The organism is Streptomyces sp. DSM 118878 (genome assembly GCF_052936595.1).
On the sequence record NZ_CP193622.1, the window covers coordinates 5,020,032 to 5,039,005 of the forward strand.

Sequence of the window (18,974 nt, forward strand, 5' to 3'; positions counted from 1 at the left end):
GTGCGTTCGGTGGCCGTGCTCGGCGGGGTGTGCTCGGTATCGGTGGCCGTGCTCGGCGGGGTGTGCTCGGTACTCGCGTGGCGTGGGTCACCGGCAGACGGCGAGCGCGTCGAGCGCCACGGCTCCCATCCCCCGGGGCAGCACCATCAGCGGGTTGATGTCCAGCTCGGACAGCTCGTCGCCCAGTTCGAGCGCCATCCGCTGGATCCGCTGCACGACCTCGACCAACGCGTCGACGTCGGCGGGCGGCCCGCCCCTGACACCGTCGAGCAAGGCGCGCCCCCGCAGCTCCGACAGCATCGCCTTCGCCTGGTCCTCCCCGAAGGGCGGCACCCGCACGGCCGTGTCCCGCAGGACCTCGACGAGCACCCCGCCGAGACCGACCGTCACCGTCGGCCCGAAGAGCGCGTCGTGCGTGACGCCGACGACCATCTCGACCCCCCGCTCCACCATCTGGCAGACGAGGACGCCGTCCAGGTCGACGTCCTCGTAGCGGGCGATGTCCGTCAGCTCCCGGTAGGCGTCGCGGATCTGGCTGGCGGAGGTCAGCCCCACCTTCACCAGACCCAGCTCGGTCTTGTGGGCGAGCTGCGCCCCGGAGGCCTTCATGACCACCGGATAGCCGACAAGGCCGGCCGCGCGCACGGCCGCCGCCGCGCTGGTCACCAACTGCTCCCGAGGTACGCGAATCCCGTACGCGCGCAGCAACTGCTTCGCCGCGTGCTCGCTGAGCTGCTGGCCGGGCCGCATCAGCGCCCGCGCCTTGCGGAAGGACGGGGAGGGCGTGCGCGGCGCCTCGTCGAAGGGGGAGCGGTAGTGGGCGGTGAAGCGGTGGTGGTCCAGATGGGCGCGCACCGCCGTGATGCAGTTGGCGAAGGTGCGGAAGGTCGCGACCCGCGAGGAGCCGAGCAGCGTCTTGCGGTAGGCGTCCTCGGTGCCCACGGGCGACCCCCACACCACGCAGACCAGCTTGTCCGTCCGCTCCGCCGCGTCCACGAGATCCTGCGCGAGCTGGTCGCTCATCGGCGGGAACGGCCCGGTGATGGGGCAGATGAGCACCCCCACCTGCGGGTCGTCGAGGATCGCGTCGATGATCTTCCGCCCGCGCCAGTCGCCGACGGGGTGACCGCCGTTGTCCACGGGGTTGGCGACGTCGAGGTACTCCGGTATCCACTGGTGCAGCTCCGCCTGCTTGGCCTCGCCGAGCGCGGGCAGGGGCAGGCCCGCCTCCGTCGCCAGATCGGAGAAGTGCGCGCCCGTGCCGCCCGAGATCGAATAGACGACGACACCCTCGGCCCGCGGCGGGCGGGCCCGGGCGAGCAGCGCCGCGGTGTCCTGGAGCTCGTCGAGCCCGTCGACGCGGATCACGCCGAACTGCCGCATCGCCGCGTCCACCACCGCATCGGCGCCGGTCAGTTTGCCGGTGTGTGAGGCGGCCGTGCGGGCGCCGGCCTCGGTGCGGCCGACCTTGACGGCGACCACGGGCACGCCGCGCCGGGCCGCCCGGTCGGCGGCGAGCAGGAAGGCGCGGCCGTCCTTGAGGCCCTCGACGTACGCCGCGATGGCACCGACCTCGGGCTGTTCGGCGAAGTAGGAGAGGAAGTCGGCGGTCTCCAGGTCGGCCTCGTTGCCGGTGGGCGCCCAGTGCGAGAGGCGGATGCCGAGCTGCTGCAAGGCGAAGACGGGGCGGCCCTGGTGGCCGGACTGGGTGATGAGCGCGATGGCGGGGCCTTCGAGGTCCTCGCGGAAGTGCTCGAAGGCGTTGAGGTTGGTGTTCGGGCCGAGCAGCCGCAGGCCGGAGCGCTGGACGGCGGCGGCGAGCCGGGCCTGGGCGAGGGCGCCCTCCTCACCGGTCTCGGCGAACCCGGAGGCGAAGGCCACGGCGAACCGCACCTTCTCCTCGGCGAGCTGCTCGACGACGGGCAGCGGATCGGCGACCAGAAGGACGGCCAGATCGACCTGCTCGGGCAGGTCGGCGACGGAGGGGAAGCAGGTGATGCCGAAGACGGAGGCACGGGTGGGGTGCACGGGGTGCAGGCGCGCGCCGACGCGTTCGGCCCAGGCGATGAGCTGCCGGGTGATGCCGGTGTTGGGCCGCCCCTCGGTGTCCGACGCGCCGACGACGGCGACGGACTCGGGGCGGAAGAAGCGGTCCAGGTCGGGCACGTCGGCGTGCAGTGGCCGACCGCTGACGTCCAGGTCGTCGGCCGTGGCGGCCGCGCCGGCCGTGCCGTGGACGGCGTGACGGGGGAGTTCGCCGCAGGCCACGACATGGGCGCGGCGGGGGTCGGTGGTGAAGGTGCCGTGAGTCGATCCAAGCATCGGTCCGCCCCGCTCCTGTGTGACAGCATTTAACTGACGCCCAGTCAGATTACTGAACTGACGTTGTGTCAGGAATGGTGCTGCACGCAAAGCCTGTGGGCGGGCGGGGCGGGCCGCGCATGCCCCTCCTCCACGGAACCGCAGAATCCGCGCGGTGCCAAGGTCGCGAATCGGCCCCGCCTGCTCGCCTGCCCTTCTGCTCGCCTGCTCGCCTACTCGGCCTTGGTCGCGGTTGCGGGCTCGGCCCTGGCTGGGGCTGTGTCCGCGGTGGCGGCCGTGTCCGCGGCGGCTGCGGCTGCGGCTGCGGTCTCGGGCTTCGCGTCGGCCTGTGCCTTGGCGGTCGCCTTGGTGTTCGCCGTGGCGTTCGCCGTGGTGCTTGCCGTGGTGCTTGCTGTGGGGGTCGGCATGGCGAGTGTCCTGGTGATCGACTTCGCGATCTTCTCCGCGTCGATGGCGAGCTCGCGGAGCATGCCGCTGATGGGGTTGGTGAAGCCGGTGAAGTAGAGGCCCGGTGCCTGCCGGGAGGTGCGGCGGCCGTGGGTGGCAGGGCGGCCGCGCTCGTCGAGGGTGACGTGGTCGCCGACCAGGCCTTCGAGGGCGCGACGGTAGCCGGTGGCTGCGATGACGACGTCCGGGGAGATCAGGCTGCCGTCCGCGAGGGCGACCTTGCCGTCCTCGAAGGACCGTACGGCCGCGACCGGCTCGACCCGGCCCTTGCGCACGGCGTCGATCAGGCCGACGTCCTGCACCGGTATCGCGCCCTGCCCGACCCGCGAGTACAGGCCGGTGCGCGGCCGCGGGAGCCCGTGCCGGGACAGGCCGGGGACGCTGATCCAGGCGATCGGTACGGCGAGCAGGTCGACGAGGATGACCGGCAGCCTGCGGCACAGGATGCCGGTGAGCTGCGCGGGCCACCCGGCGGTGGAGCGGCGCACGATGTGCGGGGCGGTGCGTACGGCGAGGCGGACCCGGGCGGCGCCGCCCTCGGCGAGGTCGACGGCTATCTCGGCGCCGGTGTTGCCGACGCCGACGACGAGGACGTCCTTGCCGGTGTAGGGGGCGGGGTTGCGGTAGTCGCGGGCGTGCAGGAGTTCACCGGAGTACGTGTCGCGGCCGGGCCAGTCGGGGATGCGGGGCGTGTGGTTGTAGCCGGTGGCCACCACCACCGCGCTGCCGGTCAGCTCCCGGCCGCCCGTCGCGCGCAGCAGCCAGCCGGTTCCGTCGGCGGTGCGGTCGAGGCCGGTGACCTCGACTCCGGTGACGACGTCGATGCGGTGGTGTTCCGCGTACTTCTCCAGGTAGCGGACGAGGTTGTCGCGGGAGACCCACCGTCCGAACGAACGCGGGATCGGTAGTCCGGGCAGCGAGGAGAGCCGTCGCGTGGTGTGCAGGCGCAGCCGGTCGTAGTGGCCGCGCCAGGACGCGCCGACGCGCTCGGACTTCTCCAGGACGACTACGCGGACGCCCCGGGCGCCAAGGGCCGCCGCTGTGGCGAGGCCTCCTGGGCCGGCGCCGATGACGTACACCGGGCGGTCCTGTTGGGCGGCTGGTGGGGATGTCGGGTCGGCCATGACTGGAGAGTAACCGCGCGTCTACTTGATGGGTATCGGTCAAGTCCGGAACCGACTGTGAATCGATCACGGTCCCGCAGTGCCTCGCTTCCTGCGCGTGGGGCGCACGCCCCTTGCGGCGTGGGGCGCACGACTCTTGCGCTCCGGAGGACGGTTGCGCTGAACTGACGTACCGTCAGAAAGTGGTGTTCGCAGCCGAAGCAGGAGATGCCCCGCATGGACTCGATCTGGCTCACCGGCGCCGAATGGCTCGCCGTGCTCCGCGTGGGCCTCGGCCTGTGGTGGCTGGAGGGCTGGCGCCACAAGGACAAGAAGGCCTGGTTCGAGCGGGGTACGGGGATCGCGTGGGCGGCCGACGTGGCCGGGAAGCACCGGTGGGCGGCGGTCCGCAGCGGCTTCGACACGGTCGTCGCGCCGCGCCCCAAGGTGATGGCGTACGTCGTCGTCTACGCCGAACTCGCCCTCGGGCTCGGCCTGATCGTCGGCTTCCTGACCCCGATAGCCCTGGTCGGCGGCCTGCTCCTCAACGTCATCTATCTCGCCCTCATGATCGACGACTGGGCCGAGCAGGGACAGAACGGCATGATGGCGCTGATCTCGCTCGTCGCCCTCTTCGCCATGTTCTGGCAGACCTGGTCGCTCGACCACGCGCTCGGGCTCTTCTGATGGCCGGGGGCCCGCGGGCGACCCCGCGCTTCGACCTCCCGGAACCGGACGCCTTCACCCGTCCCTACTGGGACGCGGCCGCCGAGGGCACGCTGCTGGTCCGCCGCTGCGGGGCGTGCGGCGTGGCGCACCACTACCCTCGCGAGTTCTGCCCCCGCTGCTGGAGCGAGGACGTCACCTGGGAGCGGGCGAGCGGCCGGGCCACGCTCTACACCTGGTCGGTGGTGCACCGCAACGACCTGCCCCCCTTCGACGCCCGCGTCCCGTACACCGCCGCGGTCGTCGACCTGGCGGAGGGCCCGCGCATGATGACGGAGGTCATCGACTGCGGGGAGGACGCGCTGCGGATAGGGATGGCACTGGAGGTGGCGTTCCGCCGGGCGGAGGGGACGGCGGTGACGGTCGCGGTGTTCCGACCGGCGACGGCTTGACCTGGCGGCGGCTTGACCGTTTCAAGGTGCGCTCGTCCTCCGGGCGCGGGAAATTCCGAGGCGCCGGTGCGCGTACCGGGGGACCCTGGCACATGGACCCGAACCCCGAACCCGCCCCATCGAACCCACCGAACCCGTCGAACCCATCGGTCCCGTCAGCCTCGGGGAGCACCCGCGGTGGCGGCTGGCAGTTGACATCCGATCTCGGCGTCTTCCTCACCCGTGCCCATGAGTTCCTGCGCTCCGCACCCGCCCTCCACACCACACTGCTCAGCGTCACCGACACCCTCCGCGTGCGCGGACTCCCGGTGTACGGGGACGGGGCGCCCCTCTTCGGTACGTACGCCGGAGCCGACGGAACCGTCCGGGGAGCCCTCGTACGCACCCCGCCCCGCCGGCCACTCCTCAGCCCGCTCAGCGATCTCGGCCCCGAGGCGCCCGAGGCCGCCCTCGCCCTCGCGGAGCGGCTCGCCGAGGTCAGCCCCGACCTGCCCGGAGTCACCGCCGAGCGCGCCACGGCGGAGATGTTCGCCCAGGCCTGGGAGCGGCACACCGGAACCGGCGTGAGCGTCGGCCTGCGGCAGCGCCTGTACCGGCTCGGCACGCTCACCCCGCCCGAGCCCGCCCCGCCCGGGGCTCCGCGCGTCGCCACCGCCGCCGACCGTGCGCTGCTCGCGCGCTGGCACGAAGCGTTCGGCGAGGCCGTCGGCGAGCGCACCGCCATGGCCGCCGAGGAGTGGGCGGAGGACCGTATCGCCTATGGCGGCGTCACCCTCTGGGAGGCCCCCGACGGCACCCCGGTCGCCATGGCCGGTGTCACCCGCCGTATCGCGGGCCAGGTTCGTGTCACCCCCGTCTACGCCCCGGCCGACCTGCGCCGCCGCGGTTACGGAGGTGCCGTCACTGCCACGGTCACCCGTGCGGCACTCGACGCCGGCGCGGGGGAGGTCCTGCTCTTCACGGACCTCGCCAACCCCACGAGCAACGGCCTCTACCAGCGGCTCGGCTACCGGCCCGTGCGGGACTTCGCCCAGATCGACTTCGCCCAGACCGACTTCGCGCGCCGCTGAGCGGGGCCGATGCGGTAGCGGGGTCGACGCGGTGGCGGGGCCGACGCGGAAGTGGGGTCGACGCGGTGGGTGGCCCCCGTCCGTCAGGGCCAGAGCAGGTCCCGTCTCCAGGCCCCGCCCTCCGCGGGCCTGCGGTACCGGAGCCGGACGTGCCTGCGCCGGGCGTCGCCCTGGAAGAACTCGGCCTCCAGGGGATCGAGGACGTACAGCGTCCACGTCGGCGAGTCCGCGTTGGGCTCCGCCTGGGCGCGGGCCCAGGCCGCGTCCGAGGAGCGCTCCAACTCCTCGTACGAGCCGAGCACCTCGCTCTGGTGGCCGACGAGCGCCGCGGCGAGCGCGCCCGTCGACCGGGCGTGCAGATCGGCGAGGCCCTCGGTGTGCGGGGCGGTGGTGACGCGGCCCCTGAACCGGATCTGCCGGCCCTGCGCGGGCCAGTAGAAGTGCAGGGCGGCCTCCGGGCGGGCGGCCAGTTGGCGGCCCTTCGCGCTGCTCGCGTGCGAGGCGAAGTGCCAGCCGCGGTCGTCGGCGTCGTGCAGCATCACGGTCCGCACATCGGGGCCGCCGTCCTCGGCCACCGTCGCCAGGCCCATGGTGTGCGGCTCGGCCTGTCCGGCGGCCACCGCCTCCGCGAACCACTGGTGGAAGAGGGGCAGCGGCGCGGCGGGAGCCCCGGCCGGATCGAACCCGGGCAGCTCGACGTCCCAGACCCGCTGGGCCCTCAACAGCTCCTGAAACGCGGTGGGGCCGCCACGGCCCTGCTCGGAAGTCGTCATACCCCGATTGTGTCCCGTCGGCCGGCCGGCCAACGGCCGCGACTGCCCGGTCCGACCGCCGACCGCCACCCCACCCCGCTGCAACCGCCGGACCGACCGCCGACCCGCCGACCGCCGACCCGCCGACCGCCGACCCGCCGACCGCCGAAGGCAAAGCTCACCCCCGCCCCAACACCACCGTCCCCGAAGAGCAGAACCAGCCGCCCGTGCCGGAGGCCACCGCCAGTTCCGGGAGGCTGCCGTCCGGGCGGTGGACCTGGCCGGCGCCCGCTTGGCCGCGGAGCTGCCGTACCGCCTCCACCAGCAGAAACAAGCCCCGCATACCGGGATGCTGGGCCGAGAGGCCGCCGCCGTCCGTGTTGGTCGGGAGCTCGCCGTCCCGCAGTAGGCGCCCCTTCTCCACGAAGGCGCCGCCCTCGCCCTTGCCGCAGAAACCGAGGTCTTCGAGCGTCACCAGGGTCATATAGGTGAACGCGTCGTAGATCTCCGCGAGGTCGATGTCCGCGGGCCGCACCCCCGCCCGCTCGAAGGCGAGACGCCCGCTGACCGCCGCCGGGGAGACCGTGAAATCCTCCCACTCCGACATCGTCGTGTGCGAGACGTGCTCGCCCGTGCCGAGGACCCACACCGGCCGCGAGGCGCAGTCGGCCACGTACTCCTCGGCGGCGAGGAGGACCGCGCAGCCGCCGTCGGAACGTATGCAGCAGTGCAGCTTGGTGAAGGGGTCCGCGATCATCGGGCCCGCGAGCACCTCGTCCACCGTGACCGGCTCGCGGTACATCGCGTCGGGGTTGGTCGCCGCGTTGGCCCGTGCCTGGACGGCGACCGAGGCGAGCTGTTCGAGGGTCGTCCCGTACTCGTGCATGTGGCGGCGCGCCGCCATCGCGTACTTGGCGATCAGGGAGTGCCCGTAGGGGACCTCGAACTGGAGCGGACCCCGCGCCCCGTAGGAGAGGTTCGACGTGCGCCGCCCCGCCTTGATGTCCGCGCGCGCGGTCGACCCGTACACGAGCAGCACGGCGTCGGCCCGCCCCGCCGCTATCGCCTCCGTCGCGTGCGCCGCCATGACCTCCCACGTGGCACCGCCGACGGAGGTGGAGTCCACCCAGCGGGGCCTGAGCCCCAGGTACTCGGCGACCTCGACGGGGGCCAGCGTGCCGAGACCCGCCGAGGCGATGCCGTCGATCACGCCGCGGTCGAGGCCGGAGTCGGCGAGCGCGCGGCGGGCGGCCTGGGCGTGGAGGGCGTAGGGCGTGGCCTCGTCGACCCGGCCGCAGTCCGAGAGCGCGACCCCGACCGCGGCGACCCTGCGGGGCGCGGAGCGGGTGACAGGAGACAGCGACGACGTGGACGACGTGGGCGACACGCACGACACGGATGACGTGGGCGACACGGACGACACGGATGACGTGGACAACGCGGACGACGTGGACGGCATCGATGACATGGGCGTCATAAAACTGACGGTACATCAGGCCCCTGCGGCCAGGGCAGGCCCAGCCGCCCCCCGCCCCGCCCTCACGTCACCGCTCTGTGCATATCGGCGCCCCCGGCCTAGCATGACGCCCCGTCAGATCCGGGCCCGGCCCACGGGACCGGGGGAGGAGTCTGCCGATGGACGCCGCCTTCAGTGCGGAACAGGACGAGATCCGCCGCACCCTTCGCGAACTGGTCACCAAGCGCTGCGGGCCCGACGACGTCAAGGCCGCGGCGCGCACCCCGGCGGGCCACGACTCCGCCCTGTGGTCCGCCCTCGCCGAACAGCTCGGCCTGCCGGGGCTCGCCCTCCCCGAGGCGTACGGGGGCGTCGGCTGCACGGCCGCGGAGCTCGCGCTCGGCTGTGAGGAACTGGGCCGCGCCCTCGCCCCCTCCCCGCTCCTCGCCACCGCCGTACTCGCCGCCCCGCTGATCCTCGCGCTCGGCACCGAGGACCAGCGCGCCGGGATCCTGCCGCGTATCGCGGAAGGCGGGCTGACCGCGGCCCTGGCCGTCCCGGGGGCCGGGCTCGCCACCGCGCTCGGCCTCGTCGGCGACAACGACGGCGACTGGGCGGGCGGCGGACGCGCGGGCGGCGTGCAGGCGAGGCTCGACGCCGGGACCTGGCGGCTGTACGGGCAGGCCGGGCAGGTGCTCGACGGGCACAGCGCGGGGCTGCTGGTCGTGGCCGCGCACACCGGCGGCTTCGCCCGTTCCCGTACCCTCCTCTTCCTCGTACGGGAGGGGGCGCGCGGCATGGCGCGGGCGCGGCAGACGGCGCTCGACGAGACCCGCACCCAGGCGAGAATCGAACTCCGCGACGTAGAGGCGGAATTGCTCGGCGGTGATGACGCCTCCGATGTGCCGGCGGCGCTCGCGGCCGTCGGGGAGGTGGCCGCCACCGTGCTCGCCGCCGAGGCCGTGGGGGCCGCGGACCGGGCCCTGGAGCGGACCCTGGAGCATGTGCGTCGGCGCGAGCAGTTCGGGCGGCCGATCGGCTCCTTCCAGGCGGTCAAGCACCGCCTCGCCGACGTGTACGTACAGGTGCAGGCGGCGCGCTCGGCCGCCTACTACGCGGCGTGGGCCGCCGGCGCCGAGGCCACGGGGCCCGACGGTAAACGAGCCGCGGGGTCCGGTGGGGAAGGGGCCGAGCGGTCCGGGGGGCTCGCGCTCGCGCAGGGGCTCGAAGCGCTGCGGGCCGCCGCTGCCGAGGCGGTGCAACTGCACGGGGGGATCGGTTTCACCTGGGAGCACGACGCGCACCTCTACTTCAAGCGGGCCGCCGGGGACGAGCTCCTCTTCGGTCCCGTCCACCGCCTGCGGGCCCGGGCGGCCGAGCGGGCCGGGCTCTTCACGGGAGCCGTCACGGATGCCGTCGCGGTGGAGGAGGTCTGCTGATGTCGCCAGGAGTCCGCCTGGTCCAGAAGGTCTCGTCCACCCGGGCCTTCGCGAAGGTCGCGCCGCACGTCATCCCCGCGCTGGACCGCGCCGTGCACCGCCTCACCCGCGGAAAAGTGCTGCTCAGCGCCCAGATGCTGCCCGGTGCCATCCTGACCGCGCGCGGCGCGAGAAGCGGGCTTCCGAGGCGTACGCCGCTGGCCTGCATGCCCGACGAGGCGTCAGGCGGCTGGGTTCTCGTCGGGTCCAACTTCGGGCGCCCCGGGCACCCCGCGTGGACCGCGAATCTCCTCGCCCGTCCGGAGGCGGAGATCAACTGGCGCGGTACGGACATCGCGGTGCGGGCGCGGCTGCTGGCGGGGGAGGAGCGGGCGGCGGTCTGGGAGGCGGCGCTCGCGTTCTGGCCGCCGTACGCCGCGTACCAGGCGCGGGTGGACCGGGAGATACGGCTGTTCCGCCTGGAGCGGCGCGACCGGTGAGCCACGGCCGGCCGCGTGGGTGACACGGTGACCGGTGACACGCCACGGCGGCGGATCACCTGGGTGATCCGCCGCCGGAATGACAGGGAGCCACCGTAGTGGCAGGAAGCCGCCGTGAGACAGGAAAGGGGCGGCGCGGTACTGCCGCGGAGTCGCCGCCGCGGCGTTACTTCGTGGGCTTCTTCCCCGTCACACCCAGATGCACCAGCATCGCGAGGTTCGGCTTGAGCTCCGCCGGCTTGACGCCCCAGGTCTGGAAACCGCGCTGGTGCGAGGCGACCGCGGCGAGCATCGCGACGATGGAGCCCGCCATGGCGGCCGGGCTGACGTCCTTGTCCACCTTGCCCTTGGCCTGGAGCTCCTTGACCGTGTCCGTGAGGGAGTTGTTGACCGAATTGAGGATCTTCATCCGGATCTTGTAGAAGCGCTTGTCGCCCTCGGCGGCGCCCAGGTCGACGACGCGGAGGATCGCGTCATTCTTGCGCCAGAACTCCATGAAGCCGTCGACCAGCTCCTGAGAGGTCTGCCAGCCCGCCTTGCCGACCCACGACCGCCCTTCGAGGAGCTGGGTCAACTCGGCGCCCTCCGCGGCCATTTGCTCCGCGACCTCCAGGACGGCACCCTCGACGTCCGGGAAGTACTGGTAGAAAGTCGCTGGTGAAGTCCCCGCCTTCCGGGCGACGTCGATGACTTTGACGTCCCGGTAGGGCGAGGAGCTGAGCATTTCGCTGAGGCAGTCGAGCAGCTTCTGACGCGTCGCCTGACCGCGTCGACCGGCCACGCGGCCGTCGACGGTCCGTACCTGTCCTGTCATGCCGTCAGCTTACCGAGGGGTGATCGGAGCGCGATTCGGCCGAGTGCAAATGGGGTTGGGGCGCGTGAGCGGCGCGCGAGGTGTGCCCGTAAGAATTGACCAGGTGTTCGAATCGCTGCGCTGCGAGCCGGCCGAACCGCCGCTAGCTTGACTGGCATGGACTACGCGGAGCGGAACACGGGGGACGGACACGCGGAGCGGGACACAGGGGACGGGTACACGGAGGGCGTGCCCTGCTGGGCCGATGCGATGCTCCCCGACGTCGAGGGCGGCAAGCGGTTCTACGGAGAGCTCTTCGGGTGGACCTTCGATGAGGGGGCGGGGGCGGAGTACGGCCACTACACCCTGGCGTACCGGGACGGGCGGGCCGTCGCCGCCCTCGCGCCCAAGGCCGACGGCCGCATGCCCACCGTATGGACGGTCTACCTCGCCACCCCCGACGCCGCCGCGCTCGCCGGGCGGATCAAGGCGGCGGGCGGCTCCATGGTCAGCGAGGTCATGACCGTGGGGCCCTTCGGGACGATGGGGCTCGCCGCCGGCCCCGAGGGCGCCGTCTTCGGGATCTGGCAGGCCGGCACGCACCGCGGCTTCGGCCTGACACAGGCGCCCGGGTCGTTCTGCTGGACCGAGGTGTACTCCCGCGACAAGGACAGGACCGACCCCTTCTACGAGGGCGTCCTCGGCTACGAGGGCCACGACCTCGACCTGCCGGGGGTCGCCTTCCGCACCTGGTCACCGGCCGGTTCCGAGCCCGGCCCCGACACGGCCGTCGGCGGGCGCCAGCTCTTCCCCGACCCTGACGCCGACGCCGACGCCGCCGGCGCGCGGTCCGCCGACGGATACAGCACCCCCGAGATGCCTCCGCACTTCCTCGTCTACTTCAACGTCACCGATGCCGACGCCACGACCGCGACCGCCACCCGGCTCGGCGGTCGCGCGCTCATGCCGCCCACCGACATCCCGTACGGTCGCATGGCGGTGATCAGGGACAACCAAGGGGCGGTCTTCGCGGTCCTCCAGGACTGAACCGGCCCCCGCAGGGGCCGCGCGCGGCACGGTTTTGTCCCGAGACACCCCGAGACACCCCGATCACGCCCCGGGTTCGCCACGGCCGCCCCGGACAGGAAGAATCAGGGTGCGTGCCGCCGGAGCGGCTCGGTGGTGAGACGCTGCACGGGGCTGCCCGCTTCGGCGGCCGCGTACGGGGAGGTGGCAGGGCAAGTGGTGGATCAGCTGACGCAGCACGATCCGAGGCGGATCGGCCCGTTCGAGGTCCTCGGCAGGCTGGGCGCCGGAGGCATGGGCCTGGTCTATCTGGCGCGCTCCGCGTCGGGCCGACGCGTGGCGATCAAGACGGTACGGACCGAGCTCGCCGAGGACCAGCTGTTCCGCGTCCGCTTCACGCGCGAGGTCGAGGCCGCGCGCGCGGTGTCCGGTTTCTACACGGCCGCCGTCGTGGACGCCGATCCGCGCGCCGCCGTGCCCTGGCTCGCCACGGCGTACGTGCCCGCGCCCTCGCTCGAAGAAATAGTGAATGAACACGGGCCGCTGCCCACCCAGGCGGTGCGGTGGCTGGCGGCGGGCGTGGCCGAGGCCCTGGAGTCCATCCACGGGGCCGGGCTCGTCCACCGTGACCTCAAGCCGTCCAACGTCCTCGTCGTCGAGGACGGGCCGCGCGTCATCGACTTCGGCATCGCGTCCGGCGTCTCCAACACGCGGCTGACCATGACCAACGTCGCCGTCGGCACGCCCGCGTACATGTCGCCCGAGCAGGCGAAGGACTCGCGCAGCGTCACCGGGGCCAGCGACGTCTTCTCGCTCGGCTCGACGCTGGTCTTCGCCGCGACCGGACATGCGCCCTTCCATGGCGCCAACCCCGTCGAGACGGTCTTCATGCTCCTCCGCGAAGGCCCTGACCTCGAAGGACTCCCGGACGACCTCCGTCCGCTGATCGAGTCCTGCATGCAGATGGACGCCACGAGACGGCCGTCGCCCGCCGACCTCCAGACGCGGCTCGCCCCGCACCTCTTCGCCTCCGAGAGCGCCGACAACGACGACAGCGGCACCGCCTCCGCCTGGCTGCCCGAGCGGGCCGTCGCCCTCATCGAGGCCCGCAGGGGCGGCCGGCCGCCGGCCAGGGTCCCGGCCACCGCGGGCCGCAGCGGTGGCCGTGGCGCCGCGCCCGCCGCCTCCGTCATCGCGCCGCCGCCCCCGCGGCAGCCGCCGCCCGCGCCGTCCCGGCCGCCGTTCTCGGCCACGCCCGACGGGGGCCCCGTGCGGCTGGCCGGGGCGAAGGTGCCGATCGGGCCGGGGCCGCGGGTCGCCGCGCGCCCGTCCATCGGGCCCGGGGACTCCGGGCTCGCCGCCTCCTGGACGCGGTCGTCGGCGCCCAAGGCCGGGGCGAACGGCGTCGCGCCCGCCGCCGTGCCCGCACCCGCGCCCGCCCCCGACCCGGCGGGCACGTCGTGGCGGCCGTGGCGCTTCCGCATGTCGAACGACGTCTGGGGCACGCCCGCCGTCGCGGGGAACCTCGTCTACGTCACCTCCTTCGAGGTGCACGCCCTCGACGTCGGCACGGGCCGCCGCAGCTTCAAGACGCGGGACGTCGCCTGGTCCATGGCGGTCGCCGACGGCCGCATCCACGCCTCCGACGGGCCCACGCTCTACGCCCTCGACGGCGCCGAGGGCACTGACCTGTGGCGGCTGCCGACCGACGCCTGGGTGTACTCCCTCCAGGCCGCCCGCGGCACGGTCGTCACCGGCACCCGGGGCGGCGGCGTCCAGGCCTGGGAGGCCGCCAACGGCGAGAAGCTCTGGGAGATCACCGGGGCCCAGACCGACTTCGAGACCCCGGAGGCCGGGCCCGTCGTCGTCGACGGCACGGTGTACGTCTGGAAGGACGCGCGGCTGCGGGCCCTGGAGGCGCGGACCGGCGAGGAGCGCTGGTCCTACCCCGTGGGCGACGCGGCCTCCTGCGGCGGTGTGCCGGTGCGGATCGCCCAGGCGCAGGACGGGTACGTGTACGTCGCCGCCGGCACCCGGGTGCTCGCCATCGACGTGGCCGCCGGGCACGTGCGCTGGCACTTCGAGGCGCCCGCGGCCTTCCTCTGCCCGCCCGCCTTCGCCCCCGGACCCGCCGTCACGGGCGGCGGCGTCTACCTCGCCGACTACCTCGGTACGGTCTACGCGCTCGACGCCACGGACGGGCGTGACCGGTGGCGCATCGCCACGGAGGCCCGCTCCTCGATCGAGCCGGTCCTCGTCGCGGACGGCCACGTGCACGTGGGCAGCGGCAAGGGCCTCTACACCCTCGACGCGGTGACGGGCACGCCCAAGTGGCGCTTCCAGGCGGGCGGCGAAGTCGTCGGCGCCCCCGTGGTCGCCGACCGCCGCATCCACTTCGGCTCCACGGACCACCTCCTCTACACCCTGAAGGCCGACGACGGCCGCCTCCGCTGGAAGCTGGCCACCGGCGGCGAGATCACGGGCGCGCCCGTGGTGCGGGACGGGGTGGTGTACGCGTGCAGCAAGGACCGCTGCGTGTACGCGCTGGACGCCGAGCGAGGCACCGGAACGGCGGCAGGCGGGGGCGCCGGACGGGCCTGACCTGCCCGGCGGGGGCGCCCCGCCGCCTCACCGCACCCGGTACTCCCCGCCCCGTCGTTCCCGTCGTTCCCGCCGCTCCCCGAACAGCTCCGCCTGCCGGTCCGGCGGCAGGCTTCCCAGCGTGACCAGGTGCGGCGCCTGGGCCAGGGAGGCGGCCAGGGCGGACTCCCTCGCGGACCAGAGCGACCGGACCGTGCCCTGTACCGCCTCCGTGGGGTAGGAAGCGATGGTCTCGGCGGCGCGTACCGCCGCCGCGCGCGCTCCGCCGGGCGGGGTGAGTTCCGAGACCAGGCCCACCTCGTACGCCCGGCGCGCCGAGATCCGCTCGGCGGTGCCCATCAGCGACATCCGCGCGGCCTCCCCGTACGGCATGCGCTGCGCCATGTACATCGCCTCGTACGCGCTGACCATGCCGTACGTGGTGTGCGGGTCGAAGAACGTCGCGTCCTCGGAGGCGACAAGGAACTCCGCCTCGCCCAAGAGGTAGAACGCGCCGCCGCACGCCATGCCGTTGACCGCGGCGATGACCGGCTTCCAGAGGTCGTTCGCCTTCGGGCCGATCGTGGCGAGCGGATCGTCGATCGTGTACGGGGAGCGGGGCTGGGGCACCTCCACCGAGCGGTCGATCCCCGTGCAGAAGGCCCGGTCCCCCGCACCGGTCACCACCACCGCCCGTACGGAGTCGTCGAAGCGGAAGCCCCGCCAGGCGGCGACGAGTCCGGCCGCCGTCTCCAGGTCTATCGCGTTGTGGCGTTCCGGACGGTCGAGGGTGAGCACGGCCACCCCCGAGCCGGCGTCCACGCTCGTCCGCAGCGCGCCGCCCCCCGTCACGGCCGCTCCAGCATCCAGCGGGGCACGGCCATCCCGTCCACGTCCGCGAAGACCACCTGCACCTTCACGCCGATGCGCAGCCGCTCCGGGGCGACGGAGTCCAGCGGGGCGTCGGGCGCGGCGACGAGGTTGCCGACGAGGCGGATGCGGGGGGCCTCGGCGAGCTCGACGACGACGGCGTTGTACGGGGCCTGCGCGGCGTAGGCGGGCAGCAGGGGCGGATGCGGGAAGACGTACGACCAGATGCGGCCGCGGCCGCTCATCCTCCGCCACTCGCTGTCGAAGGACTGGCAGTGCGGACAGCAGGGCCTTGGCGGCCAGCGGAGCTCGGCGCAGGCCGCGCAGGCCTGGATGCGGAGTTCGCCTTGGGCGGCGTACTGCCAGAAGGGGGCGCCGTCCTCGTCGATCGTGGGGCGTAGCAGGGGCTCTGCCGGCGGGGTCGCGTCTGCCATGGTGCCGTCCTCTCCCGGGTGCGGGTTCTTCGTGGCTTGTCGCGCGGTTCCTCGCGCCCCACAGGCTCTTATGGGGCCCGTAGCAGCAGTGCCGACGTGGGGACGCCCTCGCCCGCCGTCACCAGGCACGTCGACGCCCCCGGAACCTGTGCCGTGCTCGTGCCGCGCAGTTGCCGTACGCCCTCGGTGATGAGGTTGAAGCCGTGGACGTAGGCCTCGCTGAGGCCGCCGCCGCTCGTGTTGAGGGGGAGGCCGCCGCCGCTCTCCAGGGCTCCGCCCTCGGTGAAGGCGCCGCCCTCGCCGCGGCCGCAGAAGCCGTAGCCCTCCAGGGAGAGCGGGATGAGCGGGGTGAACGCGTCGTAGATCTGCGCCACGTCCACGTCCTGCGGCCCGAAGTCGGCCTGCTTCCAGAGCTGGCGGGCCGCGGTCCAGGCGGGCCCGGAGAGCGGGTCGTCGTTCCAGTAGTTGACCATTCCGTGGTGCTGCGCGGGCAGGCCCTGCGCGACGGAGTGGACGTACACGGGCCTGGTGCGGCAGTCGCGCGCCCGTTCGGCGGAGACGACGACGCAGGCCAGCGCCCCGTCGGTCTCCAGGCAGTTGTCGAAGAGGCAGAGCGGTTCGCTGATCCAGCGCGAGTTCATGTACATGTCGCGGGTCAGCGGGCGCTCGTACATCATCGCGGCTGGGTTCTGGTTGGCCCGGTTGCGGCAGGCGAGGGCGACGTTGAAGAGGTGGTCGCGGGTCACGCCGTACTCGTGCATGTAGCGGCGCGTCAGCATCGCGATCTCGTCGGCGGGACGAAGCAGCCCGAAGGGCCGCGTCCACTGGGCGGGGGTGGGGAGCTGGACGGTGGTGTTCTTCCACGGGCGGGGGCCGCTGCCGCGCTTGCGGGAACGCCAGGCGATGCCGACGCTCGCCTGCCCGGTGGCGATGGCGGAGGCGAGGTGGGCGACGGTCGCGCAGGAACCGCCGCCGCCGTAGCCGACCTTGCTGAAGAAGGTGACGTCACCGGCGCCGATGGCCTTGGCGACCTCGACCTCGTCGGTCTCCTCCATCGTGTACGAGGCGAAGGCGTCGACCTCGGACGGGGCGATGCCGGCGTCGTCGAGCGCGGCGAGGATCGCGCGGCAGGCCAGCGTCTTCTCGGATTCGGGCAGCCGTTTCGCGAAGGGGGTCCGGCCGATCCCGGCTATCGCTGTTGCGTCCTTGAGTGAGGCCATGGGCGAACGGCACCTCCGCGAGATCGCGCGACGAGACGTGGGACCCCGTCGGCGTACGCGGACGGTGTCCCTGCTGCTGACAGTGCGTCAGGCTAGCGTTAATCTGACGGGTAGTCAGCAACGGTGCGACCCTTGCCCCCGAAGTACCCGGGAGCTCGGGGGGAGCGGGAGGCTTGCGATGCGCGGCGACCTGGAGTGGGGCAGCGTCCCGGGACTGGTGCGGGCGGCCGCCGAGCGGTACGGCGGCCGGGAGGCGGTCGTCGAGGGCCGCACCCGCGTCTCGTACGAGGAGCTGGGCGCGCGCGTGGAGCGGGCCGCCGCGGCCTGCCTGGCCGGCGGCGTCGAGCCCGGCGACCGCGTCGCCGTCTGGGCCCCGAACACCCTCGACTGGATCGTCTCCGCGCTCGGCGCGGTCTCGGCGGGCGGCGTCCTCGTACCGCTGAACACCCGCTTCAAGGGCGCGGAGGCCGCCTACGTCCTGGCCCGCAGCCGCGCGAAGCTCCTCTTCGTCACCGGCACCTTCCTCGGCACGTCGTACGTGGCGTCCCTGCGCCGCGCGGCCGCCGACGGCCCGGGGGAGGGGCCGCTGCCGGGCCTGCCCCACCTGGAGCAGGTGGTGGTGCTCTCGGACGACGCCCCGGAGAACTTCCGCACCTGGAAGGAGTTCCTGGCGGGCGGCGACGCGGTGGACGCGGCCACGGTCCACGCCCGCGCGGCCTCGGTCGAGGGATCGGCGCCCTCGGACATCATCTTCACCTCCGGCACGACGGGCCGCCCCAAGGGCGCCGTCATCACCCACGCCCAGACCCTGCGCTGCTACGACGTGTGGAGCGAACTGGCCGGGTTGCGCGAGGGCGACCGCTATCTGATCGTGAACCCGTTCTTCCACACCTTCGGCTACAAGGCCGGCATCATCGCCTGCCTCACGCGCGGCGCGACGATGGTCCCGCAGCCCGTCTTCGACGTCGACACCGTCCTCGCGAACATCGCCGCCGAACGCATCTCCGTCCTGCCGGGCCCGCCCACCCTGCACCAGGCGATCCTCGACCACCCCTCGCGCGACCGGCACGACCTCTCCGCGCTGCGGCTCGTGGTCACGGGCGCGGCGGTGGTGCCGCTGAGGCTCGTCGAGCGGCTCCGCGGCGAACTGCGGGTGGGCACCGTCCTCACCGCGTACGGGCTCTCCGAGGCGAGCGGCATCGTGACGATGTGCCGCCGCGGCGACCCCACCGAGGTCATCGCGCGGACCTCGGGCCGGGCCATCCCCGGCACGGAGGTACGGGTGGTCTCCCCGCTGGGCGAGCCGCTGTCACCGGGCCGGCCCGGCGAGATCCTGGTCCGCGGCCACCACGTCATGCGCGGCTACTTCGAGGACCCGGAAGGCACCGCCCGTGTGGTCTCCCCCGACGGCTGGCTGCGCACCGGTGACGTCGGCGTCCTCGACGAGGAGGGCAACCTCCGCATCACCGACCGCATCAAGGACATGTTCATCGTCGGCGGCTTCAACGCCTACCCCGCCGAGATAGAGCAGCTCCTCGGCCTCCACCCCGACGTGGCGGACGTCGCCGTGATCGGCGTGCCCGACGCGAGGCTGGGTGAGGTCGGCAGGGCGTACGTCGTGCGGCGCCCCGGCGCGGTGGTGACGGCGGACGACCTGATCGCCTGGTCACGACGCGAGATGGCGAACTACAAGGTGCCGAGGGCCGTCGAGTTCGTCCCCGAGCTCCCGAGGAACGCGAGCGGCAAGGTGGTGAAGGGGGAGCTGCGGGCGGGGCGCTGAGGGCGCGGGAGGCTGAGGGCGCGGGGCGCTTTGTCGGGGCGGGCGGTCTGCCGGGGCGGCGCTTTGCCGGGGTGGCGGGGCCGCG

16 protein-coding genes are annotated in these 18,974 nt (G+C 73.5%); 8 read left to right on the top strand and 8 right to left on the bottom strand.

Going from position 1 to position 18,974, the window contains the following annotated elements; genetic code table 11:
• Positions 1-87: 87 nt before the first annotated feature.
• Together ACRAKF_RS22450 and ACRAKF_RS22455 are read right to left on the bottom strand one after the other, a co-directional pair.
• On the bottom strand, positions 88-2,322 hold the full coding sequence (locus ACRAKF_RS22450; protein ID WP_447039095.1) for an acetate--CoA ligase family protein: 2,235 nt from the start codon (positions 2,320-2,322) through the stop codon (positions 88-90).
• A gap of 212 nt (positions 2,323-2,534) precedes the next feature.
• Positions 2,535-3,893, bottom strand: coding sequence for a flavin-containing monooxygenase (locus ACRAKF_RS22455; protein ID WP_447039097.1), 1,359 nt, complete (start codon positions 3,891-3,893; stop codon positions 2,535-2,537).
• A gap of 216 nt (positions 3,894-4,109) precedes the next feature.
• Here ACRAKF_RS22455 and ACRAKF_RS22460 point away from each other — a divergent pair, with 216 nt between their 5' ends.
• The 3 genes from ACRAKF_RS22460 (at position 4,110) to ACRAKF_RS22470 (ending at position 6,060) form a co-directional block, all read left to right on the top strand.
• Positions 4,110-4,559, top strand: coding sequence for a DoxX family protein (locus tag ACRAKF_RS22460; RefSeq protein ID WP_447039098.1), 450 nt, complete (start codon positions 4,110-4,112; stop codon positions 4,557-4,559).
• Positions 4,559-4,990: a Zn-ribbon domain-containing OB-fold protein gene (locus tag ACRAKF_RS22465; protein WP_447039099.1), complete on the top strand. Its 432-nt coding sequence runs from the start codon at positions 4,559-4,561 to the stop codon at positions 4,988-4,990. Before ACRAKF_RS22460 ends, ACRAKF_RS22465 begins: the two co-directional genes overlap by 1 nt.
• Positions 4,991-5,181: 191 nt before the next feature.
• On the top strand, positions 5,182-6,060 hold the full coding sequence (locus ACRAKF_RS22470) for a GNAT family N-acetyltransferase (RefSeq protein WP_447039100.1): 879 nt from the start codon (positions 5,182-5,184) through the stop codon (positions 6,058-6,060).
• An 83-nt stretch (positions 6,061-6,143) separates the two neighbouring features.
• On the opposite strand, the gene ACRAKF_RS22475 is transcribed toward ACRAKF_RS22470, so the two are convergent.
• Together ACRAKF_RS22475 and ACRAKF_RS22480 are read right to left on the bottom strand one after the other, a co-directional pair.
• Positions 6,144-6,833, bottom strand: a complete 690-nt coding sequence (locus ACRAKF_RS22475) for a pyridoxine/pyridoxamine 5'-phosphate oxidase (RefSeq protein ID WP_447039101.1) — start codon at positions 6,831-6,833, stop codon at positions 6,144-6,146.
• A 157-nt stretch (positions 6,834-6,990) separates the two neighbouring features.
• Positions 6,991-8,172 carry a thiolase C-terminal domain-containing protein gene (locus ACRAKF_RS22480; RefSeq protein WP_447042111.1) on the bottom strand — a complete coding sequence of 394 codons (1,182 nt, stop codon included), beginning with the start codon at positions 8,170-8,172 and terminating at the stop codon, positions 6,991-6,993.
• Positions 8,173-8,447: 275 nt separating this feature from the next.
• Between ACRAKF_RS22480 and ACRAKF_RS22485 the strand changes: the two genes are divergently transcribed.
• Both ACRAKF_RS22485 and ACRAKF_RS22490 read left to right on the top strand, forming a co-directional pair.
• Positions 8,448-9,707 (top strand): acyl-CoA dehydrogenase family protein, encoded by a 1,260-nt coding sequence (locus ACRAKF_RS22485; protein ID WP_447039102.1) that lies wholly within the window; start codon positions 8,448-8,450, stop codon positions 9,705-9,707.
• On the top strand, positions 9,707-10,186 hold the full coding sequence (locus ACRAKF_RS22490) for a nitroreductase family deazaflavin-dependent oxidoreductase (protein ID WP_447039103.1): 480 nt from the start codon (positions 9,707-9,709) through the stop codon (positions 10,184-10,186). The genes ACRAKF_RS22485 and ACRAKF_RS22490 overlap by 1 nt, the downstream gene beginning before the upstream one ends.
• Before the next feature lie 166 nt (positions 10,187-10,352).
• Here the strand turns inward: ACRAKF_RS22490 and ACRAKF_RS22495 are convergent, their stop codons facing one another.
• Positions 10,353-11,000 carry a TetR family transcriptional regulator gene (locus tag ACRAKF_RS22495; protein ID WP_447039105.1) on the bottom strand — a complete coding sequence of 216 codons (648 nt, stop codon included), beginning with the start codon at positions 10,998-11,000 and terminating at the stop codon, positions 10,353-10,355.
• Positions 11,001-11,156: 156 nt separating this feature from the next.
• Between ACRAKF_RS22495 and ACRAKF_RS22500 the strand changes: the two genes are divergently transcribed.
• Together ACRAKF_RS22500 and ACRAKF_RS22505 are read left to right on the top strand one after the other, a co-directional pair.
• Entirely contained in the window at positions 11,157-12,026 is an 870-nt protein-coding gene (locus ACRAKF_RS22500; protein WP_447039106.1) for a VOC family protein, read from the top strand.
• A gap of 195 nt (positions 12,027-12,221) precedes the next feature.
• Positions 12,222-14,606: an outer membrane protein assembly factor BamB family protein gene (locus tag ACRAKF_RS22505; RefSeq protein WP_447039107.1), complete on the top strand. Its 2,385-nt coding sequence runs from the start codon at positions 12,222-12,224 to the stop codon at positions 14,604-14,606.
• A 27-nt stretch (positions 14,607-14,633) separates the two neighbouring features.
• Here the strand turns inward: ACRAKF_RS22505 and ACRAKF_RS22510 are convergent, their stop codons facing one another.
• The 3 genes from ACRAKF_RS22510 to ACRAKF_RS22520 form a co-directional block, all read right to left on the bottom strand.
• Positions 14,634-15,437: an enoyl-CoA hydratase/isomerase family protein gene (locus ACRAKF_RS22510; protein WP_447039108.1), complete on the bottom strand. Its 804-nt coding sequence runs from the start codon at positions 15,435-15,437 to the stop codon at positions 14,634-14,636.
• Positions 15,434-15,889, bottom strand: a complete 456-nt coding sequence (locus tag ACRAKF_RS22515; RefSeq protein ID WP_447039109.1) for a Zn-ribbon domain-containing OB-fold protein — start codon at positions 15,887-15,889, stop codon at positions 15,434-15,436. The genes ACRAKF_RS22510 and ACRAKF_RS22515 overlap by 4 nt, the downstream gene beginning before the upstream one ends.
• A 68-nt stretch (positions 15,890-15,957) precedes the next feature.
• Entirely contained in the window at positions 15,958-17,109 is a 1,152-nt protein-coding gene (locus ACRAKF_RS22520) for a lipid-transfer protein (RefSeq protein ID WP_447039110.1), read from the bottom strand.
• Between the two features lie 178 nt (positions 17,110-17,287).
• Between ACRAKF_RS22520 and ACRAKF_RS22525 the strand changes: the two genes are divergently transcribed.
• The gene (locus ACRAKF_RS22525) at positions 17,288-18,889 is read left to right on the top strand and encodes a FadD3 family acyl-CoA ligase (RefSeq protein ID WP_447039112.1); all 1,602 of its coding nucleotides are present in this window, start codon (positions 17,288-17,290) and stop codon (positions 18,887-18,889) included.
• Positions 18,890-18,974 lie beyond the last annotated feature (85 nt).

Excerpts from the sequence above, each read along its gene's own strand:
- ACRAKF_RS22450 (WP_447039095.1), bottom strand. The coding sequence starts at position 2,322 with ATGCTTGGATCGACTCACGGCACCTTCACCACCGACCCCCGCCGCGCC.
- ACRAKF_RS22455 (WP_447039097.1), bottom strand. The coding sequence starts at position 3,893 with ATGGCCGACCCGACATCCCCACCAGCCGCCCAACAGGACCGCCCGGTG.
- ACRAKF_RS22460 (WP_447039098.1), top strand. The coding sequence starts at position 4,110 with ATGGACTCGATCTGGCTCACCGGCGCCGAATGGCTCGCCGTGCTCCGC.
- ACRAKF_RS22465 (WP_447039099.1), top strand. The coding sequence starts at position 4,559 with ATGGCCGGGGGCCCGCGGGCGACCCCGCGCTTCGACCTCCCGGAACCG.
- ACRAKF_RS22475 (WP_447039101.1), bottom strand. The coding sequence starts at position 6,833 with ATGACGACTTCCGAGCAGGGCCGTGGCGGCCCCACCGCGTTTCAGGAG.
- ACRAKF_RS22485 (WP_447039102.1), top strand. The coding sequence starts at position 8,448 with ATGGACGCCGCCTTCAGTGCGGAACAGGACGAGATCCGCCGCACCCTT.
- ACRAKF_RS22490 (WP_447039103.1), top strand. The coding sequence starts at position 9,707 with ATGTCGCCAGGAGTCCGCCTGGTCCAGAAGGTCTCGTCCACCCGGGCC.
- ACRAKF_RS22495 (WP_447039105.1), bottom strand. The coding sequence starts at position 11,000 with ATGACAGGACAGGTACGGACCGTCGACGGCCGCGTGGCCGGTCGACGC.
- ACRAKF_RS22500 (WP_447039106.1), top strand. The coding sequence starts at position 11,157 with ATGGACTACGCGGAGCGGAACACGGGGGACGGACACGCGGAGCGGGAC.
- ACRAKF_RS22515 (WP_447039109.1), bottom strand. The coding sequence starts at position 15,889 with ATGGCAGACGCGACCCCGCCGGCAGAGCCCCTGCTACGCCCCACGATC.
- ACRAKF_RS22520 (WP_447039110.1), bottom strand. The coding sequence starts at position 17,109 with ATGGCCTCACTCAAGGACGCAACAGCGATAGCCGGGATCGGCCGGACC.
- ACRAKF_RS22525 (WP_447039112.1), top strand. The coding sequence starts at position 17,288 with ATGCGCGGCGACCTGGAGTGGGGCAGCGTCCCGGGACTGGTGCGGGCG.